Here is a 13,395-nt window from a genome sequence, read left to right on the forward strand (position 1 = left end):
GGCAGGGCGTAGGTCGGGGGAGGATGAGAAGCGCTTGTCAAACCGGGAGACTGAGAGGCGTCAATTTATCGCTACCTAAAGGACGGGATTTATGAACATGAAAACTGGCGCTCGCATCCTTGCGCTCTCCGCGCTGACGACGATGATGTTTTCCGCCTCGGCCCTTGCCAAAATTGAAGAAGGCAAGCTGGTGATCTGGATCAACGGCGACAAAGGCTATAACGGCCTCGCGGAAGTCGGCCAGAAATTCGAGAAAGATACCGGGATTAAGGTCACCGTTGAGCATCCGGACAAGCTGGAAGAGAAGTACCCGCAGGTGGCGGCGACCGGTGACGGCCCGGATATTATCCTCTGGGCGCATGACCGTTTTGGTGGCTATGCCCAGTCTGGCCTGCTGGCGGAAATCACCCCCGACAAAGCCTTCCAGGACAAGCTTTTCCCGTTCACCTGGGACGCGGTGCGCTATAACGGCAAGCTGATCGCCTATCCGATCTCCGTTGAAGCCCTGTCGCTGATCTATAACAAAGACCTGGTACCGAACCCGCCGAAAACCTGGGAAGAGATCCCGGCGCTGGATAAAGAGCTGAAGGCGAAAGGCAAGAGCGCGCTGATGTTCAACCTGCAGGAGCCGTACTTCACCTGGCCGCTGATCGCCGCTGATGGCGGATACGCGTTTAAATTTGCCGACGGCAAGTATGACGTGAAAGACGTGGGCGTGGACAACGCCGGTGCCAAAGCGGGCCTGGGCTTCCTGGTTGATCTGATTAAGAACAAACACATGAATGCCGACACCGACTACTCCATCGCCGAAGCGGCCTTTAATAAAGGCGAAACCGCGATGACCATCAACGGTCCGTGGGCGTGGTCAAACATCGACAAGAGCAAGGTGAACTACGGCGTGACGCTGCTGCCGACCTTTAAAGGCAAGCCGTCGAAGCCGTTCGTTGGCGTGCTGAGCGCGGGCATCAACGCCGCCAGCCCGAATAAAGAGCTGGCAAAAGAGTTCATTGAAAACTACCTGCTGACCGACCAGGGCCTGGACGCGGTTAACAAAGATAAGCCGCTGGGTGCCGTCGCGCTGAAATCCTTCCAGGAGACCTTAGCGAAGGATCCACGCATTGCCGCCACCATGGGCAACGCCGAGAAGGGCGAAATCATGCCTAACGTTCCGCAGATGGCTGCCTTCTGGTATGCAGTGCGTACGGCAGTAATCAACGCCGCCAGCGGTCGCCAGACCGTGGATGCTGCGCTGAAAGATGCGCAGGGTCGTGTTACCAAGTAATAAAAATGGCGGGTGGCGCATCGCTACCCGCCCTACAACTGACAATGTTTTCCACGGTTGTTGAGGAAGTGTCTCATGGATGTCGTTAAAAAGAGTGCCTGGTGGCAAAGCAACGCGCTGAAGTGGTCAGCGATCGCCCTGCTGGGGCTGCTGGTGGGCTATCTTGTGGTTTTGATGTACGCCCAGGGAGAGTACCTGTTTGCCATCACGACGCTGATCTTAAGCTCGGTTGGCCTCTATATTTTCGCCAATCGTAAAGCCTACGCCTGGCGCTATGTCTACCCCGGTCTCGCCGGGATGGGCCTGTTTGTTCTCTTTCCGCTGATCTGTACCATCGCTATCGCGTTTACCAACTACAGCAGCACCAACCAGCTGGCACAGGAGCGCGTTCGCGATGTGCTGATGGATCGCGTCTATCAGGCGGGTAAGACCTTTAACTTTGGCCTCTATCCGGCAGAGAATAAATGGCAGCTGGTGCTGACCGACGGCGAGAGCGACAAGCACTACGTTTCACAACCCTTTACGCCCGGTGGCGAGCAGACCCTGCCCCTGAAAGAGGCGGCAACCCTGCCTGCGGGCGAACGCGCTAACCTGCGGGTGATTACCCAGCAGCGCCAGGCGCTGACGCAGCTTACCGCCGTGCTACCGGATGAGAGCCACGTGGTAATGAGTTCTCTGCGCCAGTTCTCCGGCACGCGCCCGCTCTATACCCTTGCCGACGACGGCACGCTCACCAACAACCAGAGCGGCGTTAAATACCGCCCCAATAACGAGGTCGGTTTCTATCAGGCCGTTAACGCCGACGGTGGCTGGGGCAGCGAACGCCTTAGTCCAGGCTATACCGTGACCATCGGCTGGGACAACTTTATGCGTGTCTTCACCGACGAAGGCATCCAGAAGCCGTTCATGGCGATCTTCGTCTGGACCGTGGTCTTCTCACTGCTGACGGTGGTGCTGACCGTAGCGGTCGGCATGGTGCTGGCGTGCCTCGTGCAGTGGGAAGCCCTGCGCGGCAAAGCTATCTACCGCGTGCTGCTGATCCTGCCCTATGCCGTACCGTCCTTTATCTCAATCCTGATTTTCAAAGGGCTGTTTAACCAGAGCTTTGGCGAAATCAACATGATGCTGGGGGCGCTGTTCGGTGCTAAACCCGCCTGGTTTAGCGACCCGACGACGGCCCGCGCGATGGTGGTCATCGTTAACACCTGGCTCGGCTATCCCTACATGATGATCCTCTGCATGGGGCTGCTGAAAGCGATCCCTGACGATCTCTATGAGGCTTCGTCAATGGATGGCGCGGGACCGATGCAGAACTTCTTCCGCATCACCCTGCCACTGCTGGTCGTGCCGCTCACGCCGCTGATGATCGCCAGCTTTGCGTTTAACTTTAATAACTTTGTGCTGATCCAGCTCCTGACCAACGGTGGCCCGGATCGCCTGGGTACCACCACCCCGGCAGGCTATACCGACCTGCTGGTGAGCTATACCTACCGCATTGCCTTTGAAGGCGGCGGCGGCCAGGATTTCGGGCTTGCTGCGGCGATTGCCACGCTGATCTTCCTGCTGGTTGGCGTCCTGGCGATTGTGAATTTGAAAGCCACGCGCATGAAATTTGATTAAGGGAGAGACAGACAATGGCTATGGTTCAACCCAAATCACAAAAGCTGCGCCTTTTCCTTACGCATCTGGGCCTGCTGGTTTTTATCGCGGCGATCATGTTCCCGCTGCTGATGGTCATTGCCATCTCGCTGCGTCCCGGTAACTTCGCTACCGGCAGCCTGATCCCGGACCAGATCTCGTGGGAGCACTGGCGTCTGGCGCTGGGCTTCAGCGTTGAGCATGCGGATGGGCGCGTTACCCCGCCGCCGTTCCCGGTGCTGCTGTGGCTGTGGAACTCGGTAAAAATTGCTGGCATTACGGCGGTGGGCATTGTGGTGCTCTCCACCACCTGCGCCTACGCCTTTGCCCGCATGCGCTTTACCGGTAAGTCGGCGCTGCTGAAAGGGATGCTGATTTTCCAGATGTTCCCGGCGGTGCTCTCCCTGGTGGCGCTCTATGCCCTGTTCGACCGCCTCGGTCAGTATATACCCTTTATCGGCCTGAACACGCACGGCGGGGTGATCTTCGCCTATCTGGGCGGCATCGCCCTGCATGTCTGGACGATCAAGGGCTACTTTGAAACCATCGACAATTCGCTGGAAGAGGCGGCTTCGCTGGATGGGGCGACGCCGTGGCAGGCGTTTCGTCTGGTCTTGCTGCCGCTCTCGGTACCGATTCTGGCGGTGGTCTTTATTCTGTCGTTTATCGCCGCCATTACCGAAGTCCCGGTTGCCTCGCTGCTGCTGCGCGACGTCGACAGCTACACCCTGGCGGTAGGTATGCAGCAGTATCTCAACCCGCAAAACTACCTGTGGGGCGATTTTGCCGCGGCGGCGGTGCTCTCGGCTATTCCGATTACCCTTGTCTTCCTGCTGGCCCAGCGCTGGCTGGTTAACGGCCTGACGGCAGGCGGGGTGAAAGGCTAGGTTTCATCATGTAGTGCCACTGTTATCCTCAACGTTGATCTATCCGTTTGTACTTTGACTCGTGACTGTTATTGGCGCTCTCAGGAGCGCCATTTTTTTTACTCCCGCTTCAGCCGTTTCGAGTTGCAGAGCCAGAGGGTGATCACCAGCAGCAGGATCGCGCCGGAGTAGATCAGCACGTCCATCGGCGATTTGTGGTCGACAATGATCAGCCGCACGATGGCGGTGATCCCGATATAGACAAAGTAGCGTAGCGGGAAGTGAAAACCAGACTGAAAATACTTAACAATCAGGGCGATAAATTCGAAGTAGAGAAAGTAGACCACCAGCCCCTCAACCAGCTCATATTTGCTGGTCTGCTCGGGCGCAAAGAGCACGTCCGCAAGGTGCACCGTCTCTTTACCGAGAAAGACAACCAGGATCAGGCCAAGACTCAGCAGCCCAAGATTCAGGACGGTTTGCAGGATGGTGGAGATGAACTCAACGCGTGGACGAATAAGCGATGTCATACGGCACCTCATTGTCAGTGGCGAGCTCTATGTATAGCGCAGAAGTGTGATCCAGATCTAGATTCTTTACTTATGGTATGGCCGGGCAGCATTGCGCCGCCCGGCTCAGCATTAGCGGAAATTCACGCTCCGATCGCTGGTCATGTCATACAGCTGGAACTTACGTCCAAGCTGCTGACCGCCGTCGCGGGTAAGCGGCGTCCAGCCGATAGCTGCCCGGCTGCGGGTCGGGCCAGAGGCAAAGAGATCCAGCGGAATTGATACGTAGACCCCTTTTGTGAAATCCCCTTCCCCGTACTCGTCCGGTGACACGTTAGTCAGCGTGGCATAGGTGCCCACGACGACGCCGCTGTCGAAGTGTTTCGACACCTCCAGCGTACCGCCCTTATCTCCCGCCAGATACTGCCCGACGCTGGCTTTAATCAGCACGTCCTGAGCAAAGGAAGGCGTCCAGTAGGCGGTCAGGTGTCCCGTCTTCGCGCTGTAGTCGGTGAACTTCATCATCTCCTTCGCGCTGCGCCAGTCACGCTGCTTGACGTAGTTAGCATCAATCCCGAAGGCCCAGTTGCTGTCCACCGGCCGCCAGAGCACCTCGGCCCCGGCTCCACCGTACATCGTCTCCAGATAGCCGCCGTACACCTGGCCATAGAAGCCGTTGCCAAGGTACTGGAAGTAGTTGGCCTGGAGATTGTTAACGTAGTAGTCATTCGCTACGTAGTCGCGCACGTGGGTACGCACGCGAGGCAGATGGGAGTCGTCCGGCGGATCGGTGTAGTTGAACTTGTCGTAGTTGTTGGCGACGTTACCAAACAGGCTGCCGGTAGTCAGCAGGTGGTCGGTCAGCCAGAGATCGGCGGTCGCCATCACCCCAAGCTGGTACATATAGAAACTTTCCGGACCGCCCACGGACTGGTTCAGCACCGGATCGATATGGAAATCGAAGCGGGACTTCTCCATATACCAGCCCTGCTCAGTGCTCTCTGGTACCTCTGGCTCAACGCGTTTCTGCACCAGGGTCGTCTCATGCCCCAGCGGCTCTCCGGCCAGATGGCGTTGCAGGCTTGCCACATCGGTTTCGGTGGTCACCTGCGGCAGGTTGAGGCGGTTCTCGGTCACGCGGATGGTTTTTACGCCGTCCGGCAGATCGTTGGCGATGATCCGGTTCGCCCGCTCAATGCCCTCTTCGGTATTGCGGTATTTCACCTGTTCGCCGGTAACGTAGAGCGTATCGCCTTTCACCTGAATTTTCGGATCCGCCAGCCCGGCGTTGTACTTCAGCTGCGTGAGCTGATTCGCCACCACCGCGTGCTGCATAATGGCGTCCTGCGGCTGCGGCTCATACTGCGGGCGGGCATTGTCGTTGTAAGAGGGGCGCAGATCGTTGAAGTTAGAGTGCAGGGTAAAGCCAAACATCACCGTGTTGCCGCGCTCGTAGCTCAGGTTGACGTCAGCCCAGTCTGCTACGCGATAGATTGCCCCAACGTTCACTTTGCTGCGCTGCGGCAGACGACCGGCAAAATCCTGCTGATAGTTATTGCCTTCATACTCCAGCTTCAGGCGCAGCGGCTGCCACGGCGTCTGGTACTCCACGCCGCCAAACAGCGACGCCGGGCCATGGAACATCTGACTACTGTCAATGGAGCCCGCCTGGTTGTAGCTGTTGTCACGGTAACAGTACTTCTCATCGTAGGAGCAGAGGGGGTTTTTGATATTGCCCGCCGTGCCAAGGTAACCCCAGCCCAGCCCAAGAGTAAAATCAAACGGCCCCCAGGCCTTGCTGGCCACAAGGTACTCGGCATCGAACAGACCTGTCCCGCCGATATCCCGTGCGCCCACTGCCACCTGCGGTAGCCAGTACCCCTCTTCCCACAGGCGCAGCTTGAGATCGAACGCTTTATCTTTGTAGGTCTGATCGCCGGAAAAGGCGTCCACGCTGCTGTACTGTCGAGTGCGCACGTCGGTGTAGCGCAGAGTCGTCTCTAGCCACGGAAAGAGCTGAATCGAACCGGAGTAGTAGCGGTACTGATCGTTATCGCGATAGTTAAGGCTGATCTCACCCTCACGCGCCATCCGGGCGGTGGGCGTTTGCAGCAGTCCCACGCCGCCGAAGTCAGTCTGGGAAGGGCCTACCGGAGCCGGATACGTTTCCGCATGGCAGGCGGCGCTGACGCTGAGCGCCAGCAGGCTGTAAAGAGAAATTTTCTTCATTAATCCGGTATCCGATGCGTCAGGGAAGTGAGAATATCGGCGTTAATGCCGTCCCGGCTTTTCGTCCAGACGCTTTCAGCAAAGCCAACAAAAATCGTGCTGCCCGGCATGGGTTCCATATGGCGTTTGTTCCAGTAGGCCACCGGCACGCTCTGCGTGCGGCCATCGGGATAGATCACCCACGCCGTATTGCGATCGGCTCCGCTTAGCAAGCCCATCTCATCTAAATATCCCGCGACGTCGCGTCCCGGTGTGAACGGCTTTTTGCCAGGGCTGCTCACCAATCCCAGCACGGTGACCGTAGAAGGCTGCGCGCCGAGCCACAGGCTGTACTCGCCCTCCAGCGGCGGGTTCGCACCGGGCTGGACCCGGACCCGATCCGGATCGAGGGGCACCAGCTGGCGTCCCGTGACCTTGATGCCCTGCAGTTGCTGACGGAGAGCGTTAACTGCGGCGGCATCCTCTCCCTCTTCATCTGCCGCGAGGGCGGCCAGACGCGCCAGCAGCGCCTGATGCCGCTGCGTTTCGCGCTGGGTGGCGTGCTGCTCGCTAATGACCGCGCCCGGCCACCAGCTGTTGGCCAGCCGGGGCTGACCCACTAAATCAATAAGATGCGCGGCATCGGTCAGCGTCTTAGGCTCCGCGCTCTCGGGGGTGTAAACCTTAACGGTGCCCACTGCGAAGGCAGCAGAGGAAGCAAGGCTAAAAATAAGCGAGGCGATTGCGGTTAGCTTCATTGTTTTGCCGCCTTGATGAGCGTGGTCTCAACCGGGAACCAGTCCGCGCCAAGGTACTGTAGCGACCGCCGGATCCGTCCGTCGCTGTCTATCCAGAAACGGTTGGTCCAGGATTTTTGCTCTGTCTCAACGTGCTCTTCCAGCACGCGTACTATGGTGACGTCGCTGCCTACCGTCACCGTATCCTGCCCGGCCCAGCGGAACTGCGAGCGGGCCGTGGCATAACGTACCTGGCCATGCTCGGTCCAGCCGAGGGTGCGGGTCCACGCTGCGCCATCGGTAATGCGGTTCGGTTTGATCAGTGGATCTGCCGCCAGGTTGTTCACCTCAAGCAGGTTATCGCCGGGAAGCTGAGTTTTAACGAGGCGACCATGCTGAGTCACCAGAATAGACTGGTCCTGAGTCGCCCACTTCTGCTGGCCGTTTTCAGAAAAAGCGAGCACCACAAACAGCTGAGGGCCACCGTTTAGCTGCATATACTGGCTGGCATAGGGCATATCCTGAATATCTTCATCGGTAAGATGCACGCCGGGGGTGCCAAACACGCTGTCCCACAGCGCACCGCCCAGCTCTTTGGTCGTGCCGGAGCACGCCTGCAGCAGCAGACAAAGCAGAATAATTCCCGGTCGCTTCACGACAATTCTCCAGGGGCAAAATAACCACACCGAAGTGTGGTTAGAGTTAAAGCACTCGTGATTACTGAGTGCTGGTCGTTGTGGTGGTGGTGGTTCCGGTATTAGAACCATCGCCGCCACCGGTCGCCGCGAGGGCGACGCCTACCGCTGAGCTGACGGTGCTAACGCTGGTCGCGGAGGAGCTTCCCGCCGAGACCGACGTTGCCGCCGACCCTGCTGCGTCACCTACTTGTACCGGAGCGGCATAAGCAGAGGTCGCGGCAAGCGCGGTGATGGCAAAAATGCCATACAGGACTTTATGCATATCAATTTCCCTTCATTGAATGAATGGATATTTACCTGAACGGAGTCAGGCGCAGTCGAGTATACACAACCGATACGCGTGATTGGCGTCACAGAGAATTACAGGGCGGGTTTTAGGATTAATGACCTATTCAGCAAAGAACATTTTTTGTTCGACTTAAAAATATATATAAATCAATAAATTAAAATATAAATAAGCCTTGGTTGTCTGCGTATTATCCTAAAATCATTTGCGGCCAATAATGTCGGAAATGCGTTTTTCAGATAAAGCTCAATAAACAGATTTGCGGTAAGTTACTGGCAACAGGAAATATCTGATAAGAGAGCCGGCAATAGTACCGGCTTATATTAAATAAACATCAATGCCCGGCGGCGCTGCGCTTGCACGGGCCTACGGCCTGGCTGCAATCTGCTAAATCATTCGAATTGCAGCAAGGCGGCAAGATCGTTAATCCCCCGGGAGCATAGATAGCTATGTGACCGGGGTTAACGAACGCAGCCAACGCGGCTGCGGTTTGAAGGATGACGCAGATTTTAGCGCCAGGACTTATAGCGGTTAATCAAGCCGTTGGTCGAGCTATCGTGGCTGCTGATATCGCTGTCATCGCCCAGCTCCGGCAGAATACGGTTCGCCAGCTGTTTACCCAGCTCTACGCCCCACTGATCGAAGGTGAAGATGTTGAGGATCGCGCCCTGGGTGAAGATTTTGTGCTCATAGAGCGCAATCAGTGCCCCGAGGCTGAACGGGGTGATCTCACGCAGCAGAATGGAGTTAGTTGGGCGGTTGCCTTCAAACACCTTGAACGGCACAACGTGCTCCAGCGAGGCCGGATCTTTACCCTGGTCGCGATACTCCTGCTCAACCACGTCGCGGGATTTACCGAATGCCAGCGCCTCGGTCTGAGCGAAGAAGTTGGAGAGCAGCTTCTGATGATGATCCGACAGCGCGTTATGGGTGATGGCCGGTGCGATAAAGTCGCACGGTACCATCTTGGTGCCCTGATGGATCAGCTGGTAGAAGGCATGCTGGCCGTTGGTGCCCGGCTCACCCCAGATAATCGGGCCGGTCTGGTAGTCCACGGCATTGCCGTTACGGTCAACGTACTTACCGTTGGACTCCATGTTACCCTGTTGGAAGTAGGCTGCGAAGCGGTGCATATACTGGTCGTAAGGCAGAATCGCCTCTGTTTCCGCACCGAAGAAGTTGTTGTACCAGATACCGATCAGCGCCAGCAGCACCGGCAGGTTTTTCTCCGCCGGGGTGGTGGCGAAGTGCTGATCCATGGCGTGCGCGCCGGAGAGCAGTTCAACAAAGTTGTCGTAGCCCACGGAGAGGATGATCGACAGGCCAATCGCCGACCACAGGGAGTAACGCCCACCTACCCAGTCCCAGAACTCAAACATGTTAGCGGTATCGATACCAAACTCGCCCACCGCTTTGGCGTTGGTGGAGAGCGCAGCAAAGTGTTTCGCCACGTGCTGCTGGTCACCGGCCGTTTCCAGGAACCAGTCGCGCGCGCTGTGGGCGTTGGTCATGGTCTCCTGCGTGGTGAAGGTTTTGGACGCCACCAGGAAGAGCGTCGATTCAGGGTTAACCTTCTTCAGCACTTCGGCGATGTGCGTACCATCGACGTTAGAGACAAAGTGCATGTTCAGATGATTTTTGTACGGGCGCAGCGCTTCGGTCACCATAAACGGGCCGAGGTCGGAGCCGCCGATACCGATGTTCACCACGTCGGTGATCGGTTTGCCGGTATAGCCTTTCCACTGGCCGGAGATGATGGCCTCAGAGAAGGTTTTCATCTTCTCCAGCACGGCGTTAACTTCCGGCATCACGTCTTTGCCGTCAACAATAATCGGCGTGTTGCTGCGGTTACGCAGCGCAACGTGCAGTACCGCACGATCTTCGGTGCGGTTGATCTTCTCGCCGGAGAACATGGATTTGATCGCGTCGGCCAGCTCGGTCTCTTTGGCTAAGTCCAGTAGCTTTGCCAACGTCTCTTCGGTGATGCGGTTTTTGGAGAAGTCCACCAGCATCTGATCGTTGAAGGTCGCGGAGAATTTGCTGAAGCGGTCGCTATCGTTGGCGAACAGCTCGGTGAGGGTGACCTCTTTCATTTCATCGAAGTGTTTCTGTAATGCCTGCCAGGCAGAAGTCTGCGTTGGGTTGATGTTTTTCATAGCAATACTCTTCTGATTTAGGATCCTAACTGCGGTCGATTGTAGCGCCTGCGGACAAAAATTGTGACGGTTTTTATGCTTTTGCCCAACGAAGATGGTGATGCGCTAACGCGGGGAGACAGGGCAAAGTATAGCGTTTATAAGTTATTTTCCTGGGATAACCCTGAACATGAAAAATCCGCATAACCGCAGCGTTGACAGCCCCCCCCGGAAACCTTTATTTATAAAGTATTACTTATGTTACCAAAGTATGAATTCCCATTGGGAATAGCCAGAAGAGGCGCGTCGTCCAGGTTAGTGTGCTTGAGGAGCCAGTCCGCAGAGAGCACAGGAGGGGGAACAACGCCGAGGTGGTAGAGCGTCTGGCCGCGCTTGCCATCGGCTACAGGGGCTGAATCCCCTGGGCTGTCACCAGAGACGTTCGCAGTCGTGCGTCTCGCAAGGTGGAGCGCTTCTGGGTGTAATCGTAGCGGTTCATTGCTCTGCGCCTACCCCGTTTTTCGCTCTCTCCTTGTTCCAGGGCTGACTATTTGCACCTGATACGAGGTTGTTATGATCAAAGCAGTTTCCCCGCTTGGTGTTGCTAAGCTTATTGTTGCCAAATTTGGCGGGACCAGCGTCGCCGATTTCGATGCCATGAACCGCAGCGCCGACGTGGTGCTCTCCGACGCCAGCGTTCGCCTGGTGGTGCTCTCTGCCTCTGCGGGGGTGACCAACCTGCTGGTGGCGCTCGCCGAAGGGCTGGAGGCCAGCGAACGTTTCGTAAAGCTCGACGCCATTCGCAAAATTCAGTTCGATATCCTTGAGCGCCTGACGCGCCCTGACGTCATCCGCGAGGAGATCGAACGCCTGCTGGAAAATATTACTACCCTGGCGGAAGCCGCTTCTCTTGCCACCTCTGCCGCGCTGACCGATGAGCTGGTAAGTCACGGCGAGCTGATGTCGACCCTGCTGTTTGTGGAAGTGCTGCGCGAGCGTAGCGTGCAGGCGCAGTGGTTTGACGTGCGTAAAGTGATGCGTACCAGCGATCGCTTTGGCCGCGCCGAGCCGGACGTTGCCGCCCTGGCGGAGCTGGCGGCCCAGCAGCTCTCCCCGCGTCTCGACGAAGGGTTAGTGGTTACGCAAGGCTTTATCGGCAGCGAACCAAAGGGCCGCACCACCACTCTGGGCCGCGGCGGCAGCGACTACACCGCCGCCCTGCTCGGCGAAGCGCTGCATGCCTCTCGGGTGGATATCTGGACCGACGTTCCCGGCATCTACACCACCGATCCGCGCGTTGTACCGGCCGCCAAGCGCATCGATGAGATCGCCTTTGAAGAGGCCGCTGAGATGGCGACCTTCGGCGCAAAAGTGCTGCATCCGGCAACGCTGCTGCCTGCGGTGCGCAGCGATATTCCGGTGTTTGTTGGCTCCAGCAAGGATCCTAAAGCGGGCGGCACGCTGGTCTGCAATGAGACGCAGAACCCGCCGCTGTTTCGCGCCCTGGCGCTGCGCCGTAAGCAGACCCTGGTAACCCTGCACAGCCTGAACATGCTGCACTCCCGCGGCTTCCTGGCCGAAGTATTCGGTATGCTGGCGCGCCACAGTATCTCCGTCGATCTGATCACCACGTCAGAAGTGAGCGTTGCCCTGACGCTGGACACCACCGGCTCGACCTCTACGGGTGACACCCTGCTAACCCAGGGCCTGCTGACCGAACTGTCATCTCTGTGCCGCGTGGAAGTGGAAGAGAACCTCGCCCTGGTGGCGCTGATTGGTAACGATCTGTCGAAAGCCTGTGGCGTGGGCAAAGAGGTGTTTGGCGTACTCGATCCGTTTAACATCCGCATGATCTGCTACGGCGCATCCAGCCACAACCTCTGCTTCCTGGTGCCTGGCGCGGAAGCCGAGCAGGTTGTGCAGACGCTGCATCATAATTTGTTTGAATAAAATTCCAGCACACGATAAAAAATACCTATAGCCGGGCTCGAACCCGGCTTTTTTATAACTAAATGACACAACGACACGACAATACTGCAAGGAATTCATTATGTTAACCGCCATCACCCGGCTGTTCCCCCTGTGGGCGCTGCTGCTCTCCGTTCTCGCTTACTACACCCCAACGACGTTCACCGGCATCGGCCCGTGGGTGACCACGCTGCTGATGCTGATCATGTTCGGCATGGGTGTGCATCTGAAGCTTGAGGACTTCAAGCGTGTTCTGTCGCGTCCGGCCCCGGTCGCCGCGGGCATTTTTCTTCACTATCTGGTAATGCCCCTCGCCGCCTGGCTGCTGGCCATGCTCTTTAAGATGCCCCCGGATCTCTCCGCCGGGATGGTGCTGGTAGGCAGCGTTGCCAGCGGCACGGCCTCCAACGTCATGATCTACCTGGCCAAGGGCGACGTGGCGCTGTCGGTCACTATCTCATCGGTCTCTACGCTGGTAGGCGTGGTGGCAACGCCGCTGCTGACGCGCCTCTACGTGGATGCCCATATTCAGGTGGATGTGATGGGGATGCTGCTGAGCATTCTGCAAATCGTGGTGATCCCGATTGGGCTGGGGCTGGTTATCCATCACCTCTTCCCACGCCTGGTGAAGGCGGTGGAGCCGTATCTGCCGGCGTTTTCGATGCTCTGCATTTTGGCGATCATCAGCGCGGTAGTTGCAGGCTCTGCATCGCACATCGCTTCCGTTGGCTTCGTGGTGATTATCGCAATCATTCTGCACAACACCATCGGCCTGCTGGGCGGCTACTGGGGCGGAAAGCTGTTTGGCTTTGATGAGTCCACCTGCCGGACGTTGGCGATTGAGGTGGGGATGCAGAACTCAGGCCTGGCCGCCGCGCTGGGTAAGATCTACTTCTCACCGCTGGCCGCCCTGCCCGGCGCGCTGTTCTCGGTCTGGCACAACCTCTCCGGCTCGCTGCTGGCAGGCTACTGGTCGGGTAAACCCATCGATGAGCAACCGAAAAAAGATGCGGTAAAACAGGGTTAATTTACTCTGCTTGCTTTACACTGAAGCCTCTTCTACAGGAG

The 13,395-nt window shown here is 57.4% G+C and carries 11 protein-coding genes and 1 riboswitch; of the genes, 5 read left to right on the forward strand and 6 right to left on the reverse strand.

What is annotated here, in order from left to right; all coding sequences use genetic code 11:
• Positions 1-91: 91 nt before the first annotated feature.
• The 3 genes from malE (at position 92) to malG (ending at position 3,807) form a co-directional block, all read left to right on the forward strand.
• Positions 92-1,282, forward strand: coding sequence for a maltose/maltodextrin ABC transporter substrate-binding protein MalE (gene malE / locus NR795_RS15115; RefSeq protein WP_042388903.1), 1,191 nt, complete (start codon positions 92-94; stop codon positions 1,280-1,282).
• A 75-nt stretch (positions 1,283-1,357) separates the two neighbouring features.
• Positions 1,358-2,902 carry a maltose ABC transporter permease MalF gene (gene malF, locus NR795_RS15120; RefSeq protein WP_144816774.1) on the forward strand — a complete coding sequence of 515 codons (1,545 nt, stop codon included), beginning with the start codon at positions 1,358-1,360 and terminating at the stop codon, positions 2,900-2,902.
• A gap of 14 nt (positions 2,903-2,916) precedes the next feature.
• Positions 2,917-3,807 carry a maltose ABC transporter permease MalG gene (malG, locus tag NR795_RS15125; protein ID WP_257758631.1) on the forward strand — a complete coding sequence of 297 codons (891 nt, stop codon included), beginning with the start codon at positions 2,917-2,919 and terminating at the stop codon, positions 3,805-3,807.
• A gap of 98 nt (positions 3,808-3,905) precedes the next feature.
• Here malG and psiE read toward each other — a convergent pair whose 3' ends face one another.
• The 6 genes from psiE to pgi form a co-directional block, all read right to left on the reverse strand.
• On the reverse strand, positions 3,906-4,316 hold the full coding sequence (psiE, locus tag NR795_RS15130; protein ID WP_042388915.1) for a phosphate-starvation-inducible protein PsiE: 411 nt from the start codon (positions 4,314-4,316) through the stop codon (positions 3,906-3,908).
• A gap of 111 nt (positions 4,317-4,427) precedes the next feature.
• A complete protein-coding gene (locus tag NR795_RS15135) occupies positions 4,428-6,524 on the reverse strand; it encodes a YjbH domain-containing protein (protein WP_144816778.1) in 2,097 nt (698 codons plus the stop codon).
• Positions 6,524-7,261, reverse strand: coding sequence for a capsule biosynthesis GfcC family protein (locus NR795_RS15140; RefSeq protein WP_257758632.1), 738 nt, complete (start codon positions 7,259-7,261; stop codon positions 6,524-6,526). Before NR795_RS15140 ends, NR795_RS15135 begins: the two co-directional genes overlap by 1 nt.
• On the reverse strand, positions 7,258-7,896 hold the full coding sequence (locus NR795_RS15145; protein ID WP_144816782.1) for a YjbF family lipoprotein: 639 nt from the start codon (positions 7,894-7,896) through the stop codon (positions 7,258-7,260). The genes NR795_RS15140 and NR795_RS15145 overlap by 4 nt, the downstream gene beginning before the upstream one ends.
• A gap of 61 nt (positions 7,897-7,957) precedes the next feature.
• Positions 7,958-8,200 carry an exopolysaccharide production protein YjbE gene (yjbE, locus tag NR795_RS15150; protein ID WP_144816784.1) on the reverse strand — a complete coding sequence of 81 codons (243 nt, stop codon included), beginning with the start codon at positions 8,198-8,200 and terminating at the stop codon, positions 7,958-7,960.
• A 533-nt stretch (positions 8,201-8,733) separates the two neighbouring features.
• Positions 8,734-10,380 (reverse strand): glucose-6-phosphate isomerase, encoded by a 1,647-nt coding sequence (gene pgi, locus NR795_RS15155; protein ID WP_257758633.1) that lies wholly within the window; start codon positions 10,378-10,380, stop codon positions 8,734-8,736.
• A gap of 267 nt (positions 10,381-10,647) precedes the next feature.
• Positions 10,648-10,842: riboswitch (Lysine riboswitch) on the forward strand.
• A 90-nt stretch (positions 10,843-10,932) separates the two neighbouring features.
• Here pgi and lysC point away from each other — a divergent pair.
• Positions 10,933-12,309 (forward strand): lysine-sensitive aspartokinase 3, encoded by a 1,377-nt coding sequence (lysC, locus tag NR795_RS15160; protein ID WP_257758634.1) that lies wholly within the window; start codon positions 10,933-10,935, stop codon positions 12,307-12,309.
• A 100-nt stretch (positions 12,310-12,409) separates the two neighbouring features.
• A complete protein-coding gene (gene panS, locus NR795_RS15165; protein ID WP_144816791.1) occupies positions 12,410-13,354 on the forward strand; it encodes a ketopantoate/pantoate/pantothenate transporter PanS in 945 nt (314 codons plus the stop codon).
• Positions 13,355-13,395: the final 41 nt, after the last annotated feature.

This window comes from Pseudescherichia sp. L3, from assembly GCF_024656065.1.
Lineage (GTDB): Bacteria > Pseudomonadota > Gammaproteobacteria > Enterobacterales > Enterobacteriaceae > Pseudescherichia.

Coding starts and splice junctions, on each gene's coding strand:
- malE (WP_042388903.1), top strand. CDS start 92: ATGAACATGAAAACTGGCGCTCGCATCCTTGCGCTCTCCGCGCTGACG.
- malF (WP_144816774.1), top strand. CDS start 1,358: ATGGATGTCGTTAAAAAGAGTGCCTGGTGGCAAAGCAACGCGCTGAAG.
- malG (WP_257758631.1), top strand. CDS start 2,917: ATGGCTATGGTTCAACCCAAATCACAAAAGCTGCGCCTTTTCCTTACG.
- psiE (WP_042388915.1), bottom strand. CDS start 4,316: ATGACATCGCTTATTCGTCCACGCGTTGAGTTCATCTCCACCATCCTG.
- NR795_RS15135 (WP_144816778.1), bottom strand. CDS start 6,524: ATGAAGAAAATTTCTCTTTACAGCCTGCTGGCGCTCAGCGTCAGCGCC.
- NR795_RS15140 (WP_257758632.1), bottom strand. CDS start 7,261: ATGAAGCTAACCGCAATCGCCTCGCTTATTTTTAGCCTTGCTTCCTCT.
- yjbE (WP_144816784.1), bottom strand. CDS start 8,200: ATGCATAAAGTCCTGTATGGCATTTTTGCCATCACCGCGCTTGCCGCG.
- pgi (WP_257758633.1), bottom strand. CDS start 10,380: ATGAAAAACATCAACCCAACGCAGACTTCTGCCTGGCAGGCATTACAG.
- lysC (WP_257758634.1), top strand. CDS start 10,933: ATGATCAAAGCAGTTTCCCCGCTTGGTGTTGCTAAGCTTATTGTTGCC.
- panS (WP_144816791.1), top strand. CDS start 12,410: ATGTTAACCGCCATCACCCGGCTGTTCCCCCTGTGGGCGCTGCTGCTC.